The organism is Devosia sp. P3_B2, from assembly GCF_056402875.1.
In genome coordinates this window covers 202,677-218,736 of record NZ_JBFUGO010000010.1, presented here as the reverse complement: position 1 = coordinate 218,736, position 16,060 = coordinate 202,677, and the positions used below count along the sequence as shown (strand labels likewise).

The window sequence follows — 16,060 nt, the reverse complement described above, 5'->3', positions numbered from 1 at the left end:
ATTCCATTAACGAAAAGTTAACGGGCGCCGGCTGGAACGACCGCCCGGCGATAGAGGTGCCAGGTGGCGTGGCCGAGCACCGGCACGACGATGCTGAGGCCGACCAACAGCGGAATCGAGCCGATGACCAGCAGCGCGGCGACGATCAGGCCCCATGCGGCGATCTGCACCGGGTTGCGAAGAGTGACGCGGATGGAGGTCTGCACGGCAATGGCCGTGCCGAGGTCGCGGTCGAGCAGCAGCGGGATCGACACCACCATGGTGGAAAGCACCACGGCGGCGAAGATGAAGCCGATGAGATTGCCCCAAATCATCAGCGACTGGCCCTGCGGGGTGGTGAAGACCTCGTTGAAGAACGCCATCAGCGTCGGCGGCGAGCCCGGCCCGAAGAACGACTCGTAGATGAACTGGGCCGTCATCAGCCACACGGTGAAGACGATCAGCATCATCACGCCGAGGGCTGCGATGGAGGCGAAGGCCGGGGTGCGAAACACGTCGAACGCGGCGCGCCAATGCGTATCGAGGCCTTGTTCCTGCCGCCGGCTCATCTCGTAGATGGGCAGCGCGAGAAACGGGCCGACCAGTGCAAAGCCCGAGATCAGCGGGAACAGCAGCGGCCAGGAATTGTTGCCGGACGTCCAGACGGCGAGCACAGCGCCCATCAGCGGATAGATCAGCCCCAGAAAAGCCAGGTGGGACGGCTTCTGCCAGAAATCACGCCAGCCTTCTGCCAACGCTCCAGTAAGGTCGTTGAAGCCGAGCGTGCGGATCTCGGGAACTTCGAGCCGCTCGGCATTGGTGAGCACGTGAAAACCGGCCATCTCCATCCTCCTCAAAATGGGAGCCAGGAACGGCCGCCGCTTGGCGTGTAGTACGCCGGCGGAAACCGCCACTGCGCCTCAGAGTGCCAGTCTAGCCCGGATTTTCGATCCTGTCGAAATAAGCATTTCGTGCGTTGCGGTGGGCGGCACGACGATTTCAAGGGTGATCGCGGCCCAAAAAGCCGACCGGGTAGGTTTGACGACCGGTCGGCAGTACCCAAATGCGTTGCAGCAACTGGGAAAAAGGGGACTTCGATGACAGGCAAGGAAGGCGCGCGGCTGCACCGGCAGTTCGACAGGATCGGCAGGGCGGTCCCCGCTTCGACCGGGTTCCTCGCGTGGATCCGCAAGCCATCGTCGCGCATCGTGCGCATTCCGCTGGGCATCCTGCTGATTCTGGGCGGCGTGTTCAGCTTCCTGCCGCTGCTCGGTGTCTGGATGCTGCCGCTAGGCCTGTTCCTCCTGGCGCTCGATCTGCCGTTCCTGCAGGGGCCGCTCAACCGGCTGAGCTTCTGGGTGCAGCGCAAGTGGACCAACTGGCAACGCAGCCGGAAGAAGAAGTAGCTATTCCAGCGTGCCGTTGGCGATCGCTGCCTCGAGCAGGTCGACGGCATGGGCCAGCTTCTCGTCGACGATGTGGAGGTACCGCTTCCAGTCGTCGAGATGGCCCAGCTCCTCGTCACCATCGGAAATGCCGCGCAGCGCAATGAGCGGCACCCTGAACCGCTGGCAGGCGCGCAGCACGGCGTAAGTCTCCATATCGACCATGTCCGCCTTCACCCGCTGGTACGCCGCGCCGGACACGACGTTGGCGCCGGTCGAGAGCGTCGCCTTGGCGATACCCGGGACGAACGGCCCAAGCGGGATGACAGCCGGCTGGTCGAGCAGGGGTGTCACGCCCGGCTCGAACCCGAGCGGCGAAGCGTCCATGTCGCGGTACTCGACCGAGGTCGCCTGGTAGACGCCGGTCTGCTCGAGCTTGGCCGAACCCGCCGAGCCCAGCGAAACCACCAGCGCCGGGAGCTTCCCCTCACCATCCAGCTTTGCCAGTGCGTGGGTGACGACGATCCCGGCCTCCACCGGGCCCACGCCTGTCATCAGTGGCGTGATGCGCGAGCGCAGATGCGGGCCGTACTCGTTGTCCAGCGCCATGACGTAGAGAATGTCGGCGGAACCGGGGGTTCGGGTGGCGAAGGGCATGGCGATTCCGGTGGGTTGTTCTCGGTGTGAAGGGAGGCGTAAGCTCCACCGGGGGCCTCTGCAATGGAGGAGATCATGCTTCTTTCCGATCACCACGCCTACCCGACCATCGCAGCCTCGAACCTGCAAAGAGCCAAGACCTGGTACAAGGACAAACTCGGCCTGGAACCGGCCGAGGAGATGCCTATCGGCATCGTCTATCGCCTGGCCGACGGCACCGGCTTCCAGCTCTACGAGTCGCAGTTCGCTGGCACAGCCAAGAACACCGTGATGGGCTTTTCATCCACCGACCTTGCGGCCGACATGAAGATGCTGCGCGACCGCGGCGTGAAGTTCGAGGAATACGACATGCCGGGGCTGAAGACCGATCATGGCATGGCGACCATGGGGCCGTATCACGGTGCCTGGTTCAAGGATTCCGAAGGCAACATCCTCGCCATCGGCGACGAGCCGCACTAACGGGCCACTGCTGCCGCATTGACAGCACGCGCGGCGGGCAACAGTCTGCCGCGCCATGACTATTGCATCTTCCCTCCCGCCTGACGTGAAGCGCCGCCTCACCGCCGAGATCGACGCCCGGCGCGACGAGTTGATCGCCCTGACGCAGGACCTGATCCGCATCCCAACGGTCAATCCGCCGGGCAACAATTATCGCGAAATCTGCGACTACCTCGCGCAACGCTTGAGCACACGCGGCTATGCCGTTGAATTGATTCGCGCTGATGGAATGCCGGGCGACAGCGACAAGTACCCGCGGTGGAACGTCGTGGCGCGCCGTGAGGGCGCGCAGCCGGGTGAGACCGTGCACTTCAACTCGCACCACGATGTGGTCGAGGTCGGCCGCGACTGGACCTTCGACCCCTTTGGCGGCGAGCTGAAGGATGGGCGCATCTACGGCCGCGGCACCTGCGACATGAAGGGTGGGCTGGCCGCCTCGATCATCGCCGCGGAGGCGTTTGCCGATGTGGTTCCGAACTATCGCGGGGCTATCGAAATCTCCGGCACGGCCGATGAGGAGACGGGCGGCTTCGGCGGCGTCGCCTACCTCGCCGAGAAGGGTTATTTCTCGCCCGATCGGGTGCAGCACGTCATCATCCCCGAGCCGCTGAACAAGGATCGCATCTGCCTTGGGCACCGCGGCGTCTGGTGGGCGGAGATCGAGACTTTCGGGCGGATCGCCCATGGGTCCATGCCGTTCCTCGGCGATAGCGCCATCCGCCACATGGCCGAGGTGCTGCGCCAGTTCGAGGATGTGCTCTATCCGGCACTGAGCCTCAAGCACACGGCGATGCCGGTGGTGCCGCCCGGAGCGCGGCAATCGACGATGAATATCAACTCGATCCACGGCGGCCAGGCGGAGCCGGAAGGCGGCTTCACGGGTTTTCCGGCTCCAGTGGTGGCGCACTCGGCGCGGATTGTCATCGATCGGCGATATCTCATCGAGGAGAGCCCGGCGGCGGTGCGGCAGGAGGTGGTGGACCTGCTGGAGAAGCTGAAGGCCGAGCGACAGGGTTTCAGCTACGAGATCCGCGACCTCTGGACGATTTCGCCGACCATGACGGGGAAGGATGCACCGGTGGTGCGTTCGGTGGCGAAGGCCATCGGCGAGGTTATGGGGGTTTCGCCGGAATACGTGGTCTCGCCGGGAACCTATGACCAGAAACACATCGACCGCATCGGGCGGCTGAAGAACTGCATCGCCTACGGCCCCGGCATCCTCGACCTGGCGCATCAGCCGGACGAGTGGGTGGGCGTCGATGACATGCTGGATTCGGCCAAGGTGATGGCGTTGACGCTGCTCGACTTGCTCGGGCCGGATCGCGCGGCGTGAAGGATGCGTGGAAAGCCATTTCCCGCGAGCTATGCGCTACGCGCAATTCACACCAAGGGATCGGTTCACCTGAAGCCGGAAGCATCCTAGGATCGCCTCAAGGCCGCGGGGGTAAGCGGCTGCATTCAGAAGGGATAATCATGCGCAAATCACTGGTCGTGCTGGCTCTTGCCGGCGCCCTGGCAATGACCACCGCGATGACGCCGGCATTCGCGCAGGCGCGGACCGACGTGAAGGTCGGCCTTGTGCTCGAGCCGCCGAGCCTTGACCCGACTGCGGAAGCCGCGGCGGCCGTCGATGAAGTCGTCTATGCCAACGTCTTCGAGGGCCTCACCCGCATCACCTCCGATGGCAGCGTGATCCCGGCGCTGGCCAAGTCCTGGGATATTTCCGAGGATGGGCTGACCTATACGTTCCACCTCGTCGAGGGCGCCAAGTTCCACGACGGCACTGACTTCAACGCAGACGACGTGAAGTTCTCGCTCGATCGCATCAATGCCGAAGGCTCGCTGAACGCCCAGAAGGCGCTCTACGCGTCCATCGCCTCGGTGGAAGTGGTCGACCCGGCGACCGTCAAGGTGACGCTGAAGCAGCCCGACGGCAACCTGATCTACAACCTCGCCTGGGGCGATGCGGTAATCGTGGCGCCGGAAAGCGCCGACGCCAACAAGACCAATCCGATCGGCACCGGCCCGTTCGTGTTCAAGGACCGCGTCGAGGGCGACTCGATCACCCTTGAGAAGAACCAGAGCTACTGGGGCACGCCGGTGAAGCTGGAAGGCGCGACCTTCAAGTTCATCGGCGACCCAACGGCTGCATTCGCAGCGCTGCAGGCCGGCGACATCGACACCTTCCCGAACTTCCCGGCACCCGAGACCGTGGTGCAGTTCCAGAACGATCCGCGCTTCCGCGTCGTGGTGGGCTCGACCGAGGGCGAGACCGTCCTCGCCATGAACAACGCCAAGCCGCCGCTGGACAACGTCAAGGTGCGCGAGGCCATCGCCCACGCCATCGACCGCAAGGCCATCATCGATGGCGCCATGTTCGGCTACGGCCAGCCGATCGGCACGTTCTTCCCGCCATCCAACAAGGACTATGTCGACCTTACGGCGCAGTCGAACTACGACCCCGAGAAGTCGAAGGCGCTGCTCGCCGAGGCCGGCGTCACCGACCTGACGCTGTCGCTGAAGCTGCCGCCCGTCGAGGGCTATGCCCGCCGTGGTGGCGAGATCATCGCCCAGCAACTGGCGGCCGTCGGCATCAAGACCGAGACGACCAACCTCGAATGGGCGCAGTGGCTGAGCGAGGTGTTCACCGACAAGAACTACGACCTGACGATCGTCTCGCATACCGAACCCAACGACATCGGCATTTTTGCCCGCGACGGCTACTACTTCAACTACAAGAACGCCGACTTCAATAAGATCATCGCCGACCTGGCAGTGACCGCCGACCCGGCCAAGCGCTCGGAACTGACCAAGGCGGCCCAGCAGAACCTCGCGGACAACTACGCCGCCGGTTTCCTGTTCGAGCTCGCCAAGGTCGGCGTGGAGAACGCCAAGCTCAAGGGCATGTGGGAGAACGCGCCGACCCAGGCGACCGACCTCACCGGCGTGTCCTGGGAAGAGTGAGTGTTTTGGGAGGCGGGCAATCAATGCTCGCCTCCCAACTCCGATTGGCGTTTGATCACTTCAGCTCCCCAAACACTCGGCGTCATCCCCGCGAAAGCGGGGATCCATTTCTCCGCCCTCGTCGGTGGCGAGATGGATCCCCGCTTTAGCGGGGATGACGCGGGTGTGGGGGACAAGACCGGCAGCCAGCAAGTGACCGGGGGCATTCGCTGATGCCCTCGTTCATCCTCGGCCGCGTCGTTTCCCTCGTGCTGAGCCTCATCGCGGCCAGCATCGTGATCTTCCTCGTGCTCGAGGTGGTGCCGGGCGATCCCGCGCAGTTCATGCTCGGGCTGAACGCCACGCCTGAAGCGGCGGAGGCGCTGCGCACTTCGCTCGGTCTCGACGGGCCGCTGCTGGAGCGCTACTTCACCTGGATCTTCGGGCTGCTGCATGGCGATTTCGGCGTCAGTTACACCTACAAGGTGCCGGTATCCGGGCTGATCGCCGACCGCATCTGGATCTCGCTGCCGCTGGCGATCTACGCGCTGGCGCTGTCGACGCTGATTGCTTTTCCGGTCGGCATCCTCGCGGCGGTCAGGCGCAACTCGGCGGCCGATGTCGGCATCATGGGGGCAACGCAGGTGGGCCTCGCAGTGCCGAACTTCTGGTTCGCCATGCTGCTGGTGCTGCTGTTTTCGATCACCTTGCGCTGGTTCTCGGCTGGTGGGTTCCCGGGCTGGCAGGATCCGCTGATGGCCCTGAAGGCGCTGACGCTGCCGGCCATCGCGCTGGCGCTGCCGCAGGCCTCGATCCTGGCGCGGGTGATGCGCTCGTCGCTGCTCGATACGCTGGGCGAGGACTATATCCGTTCGGCCCGTGCCAAGGGGCTGAGCCGGGGGCAGACGCTGTGGCGGCATGCCCTGCGCAACGCGCTGATCCCCGTCCTGACTATCATCGGGCTGCAGTTTTCGTTTCTCTTGGCCGGCGCCATCATCATCGAGAACGTGTTCTTCCTGCCCGGCCTCGGGCGGCTGGTGTTCCAGGGCATCACCTCGCGCGACCTGATCGTGGTGAAGTCGGTGGTGATGCTCCTGGTGTTCGCGGTGATCCTCGTCACCTTCCTCGTCGACGTGACCTATGCGCTGGTCGACCCGCGGCTGAGGAGGGCGACGCGATGAGCGCCATTGCCGCCGCTGCCGCCCGCGACAGCCTGCTGAAGGCAGCGCTGCGCTCGCCGAACTTCCTCATCGGGGCGGCGATCACGCTGGTCTTCGTGCTGGCGGCGCTGATCTCGTTCGTCTGGACCCCCTACGACTATCTGCTCCAGAACATCCCCAACAAGCTGAAGCCGCCTTCGGCCGAGCACTGGTTCGGCACCGACCATTTCGGCCGCGACATCTTCTCGATGATTATGGTCGGGGCGCGCACCTCGATCGCCGTGGCGTTCATCGCGGTGACGGTGGCCATGGTGATCGGTGTGCCGATCGGGCTCTGGGCCGCTGCGAAGCGCGGGACGCTGCTCGACGACGTGCTGATGCGGGCCAATGACCTGGTGTTCGCCTTCCCGGCGTTGCTGATCGCCATCCTGATTACCGCAGTGTTCGGCCCCGGGGCGATCAACGCCATCATCGCAGTGGGCCTGTACAACATGCCGGTGTTCGCGCGGCTGGCGCGGGCTGGAGCGCTGAGCCTGTGGCAGCGCGAGTTCATCATGGCGGCGCGGGTTTCGGGCAAGGGCGCGGCTCGGATATCGTTCGAGCACATCCTGCCCAACATTCTCAATACGCTGGTGGTGCAGGCGACGATCCAGTTCGCGCTCGGCATCCTGGCTGAGGCCGCGCTCGCCTATGTCGGCCTGGGCGTGCAGCCACCGACGCCGAGTTGGGGCAAGATGCTGGCGGACAGCCAGACCATGATTTCGCTCGCGCCGCATGTGGCGCTGGTGCCGGGGCTGACCATCGTACTGATGGTGCTGGGCGTGAACCTGCTCGGTGACGGCCTGCGCGATATCTTTGATCCACGCCTGAGGCGGAACCGCTGATGGCGCTGCTCGAAGTCAAAGACCTCCAGCTGTCGATCGGCAAGTTCCCGATCTTGAGGGATATCGATCTCACGGTGGATGCCGGCGAGATCCTCGGGGTGATCGGCGAGAGCGGCTCGGGCAAGTCGATGACGGCGCTGAGCGTTATGCAACTGCTGCCCACGGGCGCGAAGACCGCCGGCTCGGTGAAGCTGGAGGGTCGGGAAGTGCTCGGGCTGCCCGATGCCGAGATGCGGAAGATCCGCGGCGGCACCGTGGGCATGGTGTTCCAGGAGCCGATGACGGCGCTGAACCCGGTCAAGACCATCGGCGACCAGGTGGCCGAAACCGCCATGGTGCACGGTGGGCTGGGGCGGCGCGAGGCGCTGGAAGTGGCGCGGCAGACGCTGGAGCGGGTGGAATTGCCGACGGCACGTTTCCCGCTCGATCGCTATCCGCATGAATTGAGCGGAGGGCAGCGCCAGCGCGTGGTGATCGCCATGGCCATCGCGATGCGGCCGAAGCTGCTGATCGCCGATGAGCCGACCACGGCGCTGGACGTGACGACGCAGGCGCAGATCCTGAAGCTGCTGCAGAAGCTGGTCGACGAGGACGGCATGGGGTTGATGTTCATCACCCATGACCTTGGTGTTATCGCCGGCCTCGCCGACAAGGTGTCGATAATGCGGCAGGGCGAGGTGGTGGAGGCGGGGTCGACCGTCCAGCTGTTCCGCAACCTCACGCATCCCTACTCGAAGGCGCTGTTCGAGGCCTCCTCGCACGTGCCGCCGCGCATACCGCCGGTCGTCGTTGGCGGTACGCCCGTGCTGGCGGTCGACGATGTGGTGCGCGAGTACCCGTTGCCGCGGCGTGGATTGTTCGAGAAGCGCAAGGTGCTGCGTGCCGTCGATGGCGTCAGCCTCCGCATCGAGAAGGGCGAGAATGTCGGGCTGGTGGGCGAGAGCGGCTGCGGCAAGTCCACGCTGGCCCGCGCCATCATGGCGCTGGAGCCGACGCAAGGCGGGCGCATCGCCATCGCGGGTGAGCCGATCGATCCGAAGCGGGGTGCAAGTTTCGCCACCCGCCGGCACCTGCAGGTGGTGTTCCAGGACCCCTATGGCAGCTTCAATCCACGCCATCGCGTCGACCGGCTGGTGAGCGAGCCGTTCCACCTGCTGGGTTCGGCCGCGCCGACTGGGGCGGAGCGTGACAAGCGGATCGCGCGGGCCCTGACTGAGGTCGGGCTGTCGGCTGCCGACGGCGAGAAGTATGTGCACGAGTTCTCCGGCGGGCAGCGGCAGCGCATCGCCATCGCACGCGCGCTGATCATCGAGCCGAGCCTGATCATCCTCGACGAAGCCGTGTCTGCGCTGGACGTCTCGGTACGAGCTCAAGTCCTTGATCTGCTGGCCGATCTCTCCGACCGGCTGCAGCTGAGCTACCTGTTCATTTCGCATGATCTTGCCGTGGTGCGCTCGATCACCGACCGGGTGCTGGTGATGCGCGCGGGCAAGATCGTCGAAGAAGGCGCGACGGAAGAGGTGTTCCGGGCGCCCAAGCATCCCTACACCCAGGAATTGCTGGCCGCGACGCCGAACCTCGAGGCGGCTCTTGCCTCGCGTGAGGCTGCGGGCGCATAGCCACGGCAGCAGCGCCCGGCCACGGGCAGATAGTCGAGTTTGATATGACCGAGCTGAACCTGTTCTTCGATCCGACCAAATGCTTCATCGGCGGCCGCTGGGTCGCGCCACAGGGCGGCGACTACCTGCCGATAGAGAACCCGTCGACGGGCGAGACCATCGGTCAGATCGCGCGCGGCAAGGCCGCTGATGTCGATGCGGCGGTCGGGGCTGCGAAGGCTGCGCTGGCGGGCGATTGGGGCCGGACGCCAGCGGCGGAGCGAGGGCGTATCCTCAGCAAGATCGGCCGGGCGGTGCTGGAGCGGGTCGACGATCTCACGCGCATCGAGGCCATGGATGTCGGCAAGCCACTGAAGCAGGCGCGGGCTGATGCCGTAGCGCTGGCACGCTACCTCGAGTTCTACGGTGGCGCCTGCGACAAGATCCACGGCGAGACGATTCCCTATCTCGACGGCTACACGGTCTACACGTTGCGCGAGCCGCATGGCGTCACGGCGCATATCATCCCGTGGAACTACCCGATGCAGATCATCGGCCGCTCGGTGACCGGCGCGCTGGCGATGGGCAATGCCGCGGTGCTGAAGCCGGCGGAGGAGGCATGCCTCACGGCGATTGCCTTCGCCAAGATCGCGGAGGAGGCGGGGCTGCCGGCCGGGGCGCTGAACGTGGTGCCGGGCCTGGGCGAGGAAGCTGGCGCGGCGCTTACGGCGCATCCTGGGGTGAACCACATTTCGTTCACCGGCTCGGTTGGGGTGGGGAAGCTGATCCAGCATGCGGCGGCCGAGAACGTGGTGCCGGTGACGCTGGAGCTGGGCGGGAAATCGCCGCAGTTGGTATTCGCTGATGCGGACCTCGATCGGGCGCTGCCGTTCCTGATCAATGCGGGTATCCAGAATGCTGGGCAGACCTGCTCGGCGAGTTCGCGGATATTGGTGCAGCGGTCGATACACGACGAGGTGCTGGGCCGGATGGCGGAGCGTTATCGCGCTCTGAAGGTTGGGCCGGCGGTGGCCGATCTCGATCTCGGGCCGCTGGTTTCGGAACGGCAGAAGGAGATCGTCGGCGGGTTCCTGGGCGATCTGGGCGGGGCCGAAATAGCCGGGCAGGGCAGCATCGTCGGCGATGCGCCGAGCGGGGGGCACTATCTGGCGCCCACGCTCCTATCGCGCGTGTCGTCGGACAACCGGCTGGCGCAGGACGAGATTTTCGGGCCGGTGCAGGTGGTGATCCCGTTCGAGGACGAAGCCGAGGCGGTAGCGATCGCCAATGGCACGGATTTCGGGCTGGTGGCAGGTATCTGGACTGCCGACGGCGGGCGGCAGATGCGGATGGCCAAGGCCATCAAGACCGGGCAGGTGTTCCTGAACAACTACGGCGCGGGCGGTGGCGTCGAGCTGCCGTTCGGCGGCGTCGGAAAATCCGGTCATGGCCGGGAAAAGGGTTTCGAGGCGCTGTACGGCTTCTCGGTGTTGAAGACGGTAGCCGCATGGCACGGGTGATTTTATGAGACTAGAGGGCAAGGTCGCCATCGTTACGGGCGGCGCATCGGGGTTCGGCGCCGGCATCGTGCGGAAGTTCGCCGCCGAGGGTGCGCGGGTGCTGATCGCCGACATCAATCTCGAGGGCGCGGAGGCACTGGCGCGAGAGCTCGGCCAGAAGGCGGGCCATGTCGACGTCAGCAAGGATGCGAGCGTCAATCAGCTTGCAGCTGCGGCGCTGATGGCCTTCGGCAAGGTCGATATCCTCGTCAACAATGCCGGCGTATCGCACCTGCCGGCAGCGCTGGACGAGATTTCCGAGGCCGATTTCGACCGGGTGTTCAATGTGAACATGAAGTCGGTCTACCTGACGGCGCGCCACCTCGTGCCGCACTTCAAGGCGCGGAAGACGGGGGCCATCCTTAATGTCGCGTCCACCGCCGCAGTGAGCCCGCGGCCCCGGCTCAGCTGGTACAATGCATCGAAGGGCTGGATGGTGACCGCGACCAAGTCGATGGCGGTGGAGTTGGCGCCGTTCGGCGTGCGGGTGAACGCTATCAACCCGGTGGCCGGCGAGACGCCGCTGCTGAAGACCTTTATGGGAGAGGACACGCCGGAAATCCGGGCCAAGTTCCTCGCCACCATTCCGTTGGGGCGGTTCTCGACGCCCGAGGACATGGGCAATGCCGCCTGCTTCCTCTGCTCGGACGAGGCCTCGATGATCACCGGCGTGGCGCTCGAGGTGGATGGCGGGCGCGTGATCTAGCGCAGGAACGCGTTGATCTCGCGGGCAACGGATGCCGGCGCCTCCCAGTGCAGCGAATGGGCGGCGTTGGCGATGGGCTCGTGGGTGAAGCGTGGCACCTTGCCGTGCAGTTCCTCGACGGCGCCGAACGGGGCCAGCAGGTCCAGATCGCCGGAGAGAGCCAGCACCTCGCAGGTGATGGTCGAGAGGTCGACGATCATGCCACGATCGAGCGCCACCACCTGCCGCGCGAAGTCGCCGGGCGACTGCCGGTGGGCGTAAACAGTGGAGGCCGCCGCTGCCGCTGCGACATTCGCCTCGTCGGCGAAGAACGGCGTCGAGAACAGCCATTGGTAGAGCAGACGGAACCAGTCGGCTGGCCGTTCGGTGAAGTAGAGCCGAGACAGATCGTGGAACAGCACGCGGGCCTTGGGGCTGATTGTGCCGGCGCCCAGCGTTACGAGGCGGCTCACCCGTGTTGGATGAAGCGCCGCGAGGGCGAGGCCGAGGAAGCCGCCGAGCGAGTGACCGACCACGTCGACCCGATCAAGACCGAGGTGATCGAGCAGCGCCGCGCAATCGGCAACCATCTCCGCGATTTCGATCGGTCCTTCGACGCGAGTCTGGCCGGAGCCGCGATTGTCGATGAGGATCAGCTGTCGGCCGGGCAACAGCGGCAGCAGCGGACCCCAACTGGCGCTGTCGCTGGCGGTGCCGGCGATCAGCAGCAGCGGCTTGCCCTCGCTGAGGATTTCGTAGTGCACGGAGGCGGGGCCGTTCTGGAATTGCGGCACGTGGCAATCTCGACTGTTTTTGCTAGCGACCGGCGTGGACAGGCTCGGCGCGAGGTCTATATTTGACCGGTTGGACAAATGGTTAGTACGAACATGGCACAGGATGCCCTCGGAAATGAAGTGAGCCGCGCGAGTACCGCGACGCTCCAGGGGATCGACGATTTCGTGACCGGCTTCCTCGGCTACGAGAAGAAGGCCGGCAACATCATCGCCGCCGCAGATGGTGAGCCAGATGCCGTGCTGGCCAACACTTATGCCGGGTTCACCTGGATGTTCCTCGAGGCCGAGGGCGCCAAGAGAGTGGCGTCGAAGTATCTTGCGCGGGCGCAGGCGTCGGCAGAAGGGGCAAACGAGCGGGAGCGGATGCTGATCGCGCAGCTCGAGCGCTGGATCGCCGACGACATCCCCGGCGTGCAGGCGATCGGCGACGAGATCGTGGCGCGCTATCCGCGCGACCTCGCCTCGGTGAAGCTGCATCAGTATTTCAGCTTCAACCGTGGCGACGCGGCGAACATGCTGCGCATCGCCCGGGTGGCCGAGGCGGCGAATGCCGAGAACCCGCACATACACGGCATGCTGGCCTTCGGCTACGAGCAGTTGCACGACCTCGAGACTGCCGAGCGCGAGGCGCGCCTGGCGCTGAAGCTGAAGACCAAGGAGCCGTGGGCGCAGCATGCCCTGGCGCATGTGATGCTGGGCACCGGGCGGGTCGAGGAGGGCGTGCAGTTCCTTGCCGAGGCGCAGCAGACCTGGGTCGATCTCAACTCGTTCATGTACACCCACAATTGGTGGCACAAGGCGCTGTTCCACATCAGCCAAGGCGACAACGCCGCGGTGTTCGACGCCTATGACAACCACGTCTGGGGCATCGAGCCGGATTACTCGCAGGATCAGGTTGGGGCGGTGTCGCTGCTGGCGCGGATGGAAGTCGCTGGCATGGATGTCGGTGGCCGCTGGGAGGATGTGGCTGATCACATGAAGGGCAGGGGGCGGGACACCATCCAGCCGTTCCTGACGCTGCAATACCTCTACGGGCTGGGACGGGCCGAGCGTGCCGAGGCCGATGAGTTGATGCGGGCGGTGGAGGAGAAGGCGGCCACCTCCGCTGCGTTCGATCGCGTGGTCTGGCAGGAAGTGGCGCTGCCAGCGGCGCGCGGCGTCCTCGCCCACGCCCGCGGCGACCATGCCGCAGCCGCCAAGTGGCTTTCGGTGGCGAATCCGCGGATGACTGAGATCGGCGGCAGCCACGCCCAGCGCGACCTTTTCGGACAACTGCTGCTCGATGCGCATCTGAAACTCGGCAATTGGGCGATTGCCCAGCAGATGCTGGAGATGCGCCGCACCTGGGACCCGGACGGAGTGCCGGTTAACCGGGCGCTGGCGCTGGTGAACGAGCGGCTGGGAGCGGCCGCCTGAGACGAAGGAGCCCGGATGAAACCCGGACCGCGCAACCTGATCACCGACGTCGCTGGCCTGCGCGTCGGCAATTCCGAAGACCACAAGATCAAGACCGGCACTACCGTGCTTGTGGCGGACAAGCCGTTCCGCGCTTCGGTCGATGTAATGGGCGGCTCGCCCGGGTCGCGTGAGACGGAGCTCCTGGCGCCGGACAAGCTGGTCGAGGAGATCGATGCGCTGGTGTTGTCGGGTGGCTCGGCCTTCGGGCTCGATGCGGCTTCGGGGGTAAGTGACGGGCTCAGGAAAATGGGCCGCGGCTTCAAGGTGGAGCGGGCGACGATCCCGATCGTCCCGGGCGCCATCATCTTCGACCTGCTCAACAATGGCGACAAGGACTGGGACGAGAACCCGTACCGGGCCCTGGGTCTGGCGGCGCTGCGCAACGCCGCAGAGGACTTCGCGCTTGGCACTGCCGGCGCGGGTGTTGGGGCCCTGACGGCTAACCTCAAAGGTGGGCTCGGCTCGGCCTCGCTGGTGATCCCGGGTGGCTTCACCGTCGGTGCATTGGTCGTGGCGAACCCCACCGGCAGCGTCACAATGGGCGACAGCAGGCATTTCTGGGCGGCGCCGTTCGAGGCGGATGGCGAGTTCGGTGGCCTTGGGCCGCTGACGGCGTCGATGCCGTTCGAGCAGACGGCGCGCTCCAAGCGTGACTGGGTGACGCCGATCTCCAACACCACCATCGCCATCGTCGCCACCGATGCTGATCTTACCAAGGCGCAGCTGAAGCGCCTCGCGGTGGCGGCACAGGACGGCATTGCCCGTGGGGCGAGCCCGGCGCACACGCAGGTGGATGGCGACCTGATCTTCTCGGTTTCGACCGGTGCGCGTCCGGTGACCACGCCGGTGCTGAACGTGTTGCAACTGGGCCATGCGGCAGCCGTTTGCCTCAGTCGCGCGATGGCCCGGGCGATCTACCTCGCCGCGCCAGCGCCTGGTGATCCAGTGCCGACGTGGCGCGAGAAGTGGGGTAGCTAGGCTGCGGGTTGCTGCGTTTTGACGTGGTAGCAGAAGTTGCACATGCCATCGCCGTTCATACAGGTCTTCGTTCGCTCGAGCTTCAGCCCCAGCTCGTCGGCCATGGCGAAATCGCCGTTGCAGATCAAGAGCTCGCCGAGGTCGCGGGCGCCGATCTGCTCCATGAACTCGGCATAGTCGCAGTGGTTGACCTGGTTGCGCAGCAGGGTGTCGGTCTGCTCCAGGGTTTCGAACTCGTAGCGCACGCCCTCGCCGAAGCCGGCGAACTCCGCGGACAGCGTCGGGATATCGAGCAGGGAGCCGCGCTGCGCGACGATGGCGCGGTTGGCCTTGTCGAGGGCCTCGCGGACCAGCGCGTGCGCCCGTTCCTTGCCGAGCGCGGCCTCCATGGCGCGGACCAGCGGAATCTGGGCCCGAACCTCCGTGGTGATGCGCTCGAATGGGGTCATGCGAAGCGGAAATCGTCCACGGTGACGCCGGTGAAGCCGCTGAGTGTGATGCTGATGTCGTCGACACTGATGACGGTGGAGCCATTGGCTTCGCGGATGGCGAGGTCGGAGAAATCGACGTCGGCGAGCTGGGTGAGGTCGATGCGATCGACGCCCTGCTCGAAATCGTAGATCTTGTCGTGGCCCGCGGAGGCCGCGAACACAAAACTATCCGCACCAGCGCCGCCCCACAGCTGATCGTCGTGGACACCGCCATCGAGCGTGTCGTTGCCGTCGCCGCCCCAGAGCTTGTCGTGCCCATTGCCGCCGTAGAGCACGTCATTGCCAGCTTCGCCCCAGATGCGGTCGTCGCCCGCTTCGCCGTAGAGTACGCTGTCGTCGCCGGCGCCACCCCAGAGTTTGTCGTCTCCCGACCCGCCGTAGATCTTGTCGTCGCCGTCGCCGCCCCAGGCCTTGTCGTCCCAGTAACCGCCGACGACGTAGTCGTTCCCGGCATCGCCCCAAAGCTTGCCCGGCGCGTTGCTGCCGTTGACGATGTCGTTTGCCGCCGTGCCGTGATGGCTGATGCTGCCCGGGTTCCATACGAACTCGGCCAGCATGTAGTCGGCGGGGCTGGAGCGGTCGGAATCGAGGCCGAGCCGGTAGTCGATCTCGACCACTCCATCGGCGATGATGGCGGCCCAGACATCCTGTGGAATGACCGCGACGTGCCGGCCCGGGACGTCGCTATCGGCATTGGGATCGTCGAACAGGTCATCGGCCGGGTTGAAGTTGTAGAGCGTGCCGAGGTCGTAGCCCTCAATGCTCACCTGCAGCGAAGCGTCCAGCGTGAACTCGCCGAGATCGGTGATCGGGAAATGGCCGTGCGGCTCGAAAAAGAAGATCGCGTCGCTTGCGGCAACTGTTGTCGGGACGGCTACCACCTGACGGTAGGTCTGCGTGTAGTCGAAGAGGATGCCGCTTGCTGTTGTCACGATAAGCTCCCACCTACCTGATCCCAAGGGCATCTGAGAGCAATCGAGCGGTGGCGTCC

At 65.4% G+C, this 16,060-nt stretch carries 16 protein-coding genes; 11 read left to right on the top strand and 5 right to left on the bottom strand.

Features of this window, described 5'->3' with window-relative positions; all coding sequences use genetic code 11:
• Nucleotides 1-17: 17 nt before the first annotated feature.
• Nucleotides 18-821, bottom strand: coding sequence for a DUF2189 domain-containing protein (locus tag AC1DV8_RS16075; RefSeq protein ID WP_477149197.1), 804 nt, complete (start codon nt 819-821; stop codon nt 18-20).
• A gap of 255 nt (nt 822-1,076) precedes the next feature.
• On the opposite strand from AC1DV8_RS16075, the gene AC1DV8_RS16070 reads away from it, so the two are divergent.
• The gene (locus AC1DV8_RS16070) at nt 1,077-1,385 is read left to right on the top strand and encodes a hypothetical protein (protein WP_477149198.1); all 309 of its coding nucleotides are present in this window, start codon (nt 1,077-1,079) and stop codon (nt 1,383-1,385) included.
• Here AC1DV8_RS16070 and AC1DV8_RS16065 read toward each other — a convergent pair whose 3' ends face one another.
• The gene (locus AC1DV8_RS16065; protein ID WP_477158146.1) at nt 1,386-2,021 is read right to left on the bottom strand and encodes a 5'-methylthioadenosine/S-adenosylhomocysteine nucleosidase; all 636 of its coding nucleotides are present in this window, start codon (nt 2,019-2,021) and stop codon (nt 1,386-1,388) included.
• A 75-nt stretch (nt 2,022-2,096) separates the two neighbouring features.
• Between AC1DV8_RS16065 and AC1DV8_RS16060 the strand changes: the two genes are divergently transcribed.
• The 8 genes from AC1DV8_RS16060 (at nt 2,097) to AC1DV8_RS16025 (ending at nt 11,369) form a co-directional block, all read left to right on the top strand.
• Nucleotides 2,097-2,480 (top strand): VOC family protein, encoded by a 384-nt coding sequence (locus tag AC1DV8_RS16060; RefSeq protein WP_477158145.1) that lies wholly within the window; start codon nt 2,097-2,099, stop codon nt 2,478-2,480.
• 55 nt (nt 2,481-2,535) lie between these two features.
• Nucleotides 2,536-3,852, top strand: a complete 1,317-nt coding sequence (locus AC1DV8_RS16055) for an acetylornithine deacetylase/succinyl-diaminopimelate desuccinylase family protein (protein WP_477158144.1) — start codon at nt 2,536-2,538, stop codon at nt 3,850-3,852.
• 140 nt (nt 3,853-3,992) lie between these two features.
• The gene (locus tag AC1DV8_RS16050) at nt 3,993-5,483 is read left to right on the top strand and encodes an ABC transporter substrate-binding protein (protein ID WP_477158143.1); all 1,491 of its coding nucleotides are present in this window, start codon (nt 3,993-3,995) and stop codon (nt 5,481-5,483) included.
• Between the two features lie 212 nt (nt 5,484-5,695).
• A complete protein-coding gene (locus tag AC1DV8_RS16045) occupies nt 5,696-6,643 on the top strand; it encodes an ABC transporter permease (RefSeq protein ID WP_477158142.1) in 948 nt (315 codons plus the stop codon).
• A complete protein-coding gene (locus AC1DV8_RS16040) occupies nt 6,640-7,506 on the top strand; it encodes an ABC transporter permease (RefSeq protein ID WP_477149204.1) in 867 nt (288 codons plus the stop codon). The genes AC1DV8_RS16045 and AC1DV8_RS16040 overlap by 4 nt, the downstream gene beginning before the upstream one ends.
• On the top strand, nt 7,506-9,125 hold the full coding sequence (locus AC1DV8_RS16035; protein WP_477158141.1) for an ABC transporter ATP-binding protein: 1,620 nt from the start codon (nt 7,506-7,508) through the stop codon (nt 9,123-9,125). The genes AC1DV8_RS16040 and AC1DV8_RS16035 overlap by 1 nt, the downstream gene beginning before the upstream one ends.
• Before the next feature lie 44 nt (nt 9,126-9,169).
• Entirely contained in the window at nt 9,170-10,624 is a 1,455-nt protein-coding gene (locus AC1DV8_RS16030; protein WP_477158140.1) for an aldehyde dehydrogenase family protein, read from the top strand.
• Between the two features lie 4 nt (nt 10,625-10,628).
• The gene (locus AC1DV8_RS16025; protein ID WP_477149207.1) at nt 10,629-11,369 is read left to right on the top strand and encodes an SDR family oxidoreductase; all 741 of its coding nucleotides are present in this window, start codon (nt 10,629-10,631) and stop codon (nt 11,367-11,369) included.
• Here the strand turns inward: AC1DV8_RS16025 and AC1DV8_RS16020 are convergent.
• Nucleotides 11,366-12,142: an alpha/beta fold hydrolase gene (locus AC1DV8_RS16020; RefSeq protein ID WP_477158139.1), complete on the bottom strand. Its 777-nt coding sequence runs from the start codon at nt 12,140-12,142 to the stop codon at nt 11,366-11,368. The genes AC1DV8_RS16025 and AC1DV8_RS16020 overlap by 4 nt on opposite strands.
• 120 nt (nt 12,143-12,262) lie before the next feature.
• Here AC1DV8_RS16020 and AC1DV8_RS16015 point away from each other — a divergent pair, with 120 nt between their 5' ends.
• Both AC1DV8_RS16015 and AC1DV8_RS16010 read left to right on the top strand, forming a co-directional pair.
• Nucleotides 12,263-13,558: a tetratricopeptide repeat protein gene (locus tag AC1DV8_RS16015; RefSeq protein WP_477158138.1), complete on the top strand. Its 1,296-nt coding sequence runs from the start codon at nt 12,263-12,265 to the stop codon at nt 13,556-13,558.
• A gap of 15 nt (nt 13,559-13,573) precedes the next feature.
• Entirely contained in the window at nt 13,574-14,578 is a 1,005-nt protein-coding gene (locus tag AC1DV8_RS16010) for a P1 family peptidase (protein ID WP_477158137.1), read from the top strand.
• Here the strand turns inward: AC1DV8_RS16010 and AC1DV8_RS16005 are convergent.
• On the bottom strand, nt 14,575-15,027 hold the full coding sequence (locus tag AC1DV8_RS16005) for an L-2-amino-thiazoline-4-carboxylic acid hydrolase (protein WP_477149211.1): 453 nt from the start codon (nt 15,025-15,027) through the stop codon (nt 14,575-14,577). The genes AC1DV8_RS16010 and AC1DV8_RS16005 overlap by 4 nt on opposite strands.
• On the bottom strand, nt 15,024-16,001 hold the full coding sequence (locus AC1DV8_RS16000) for a calcium-binding protein (protein WP_477158136.1): 978 nt from the start codon (nt 15,999-16,001) through the stop codon (nt 15,024-15,026). Before AC1DV8_RS16000 ends, AC1DV8_RS16005 begins: the two co-directional genes overlap by 4 nt.
• Nucleotides 16,002-16,060: the final 59 nt, after the last annotated feature.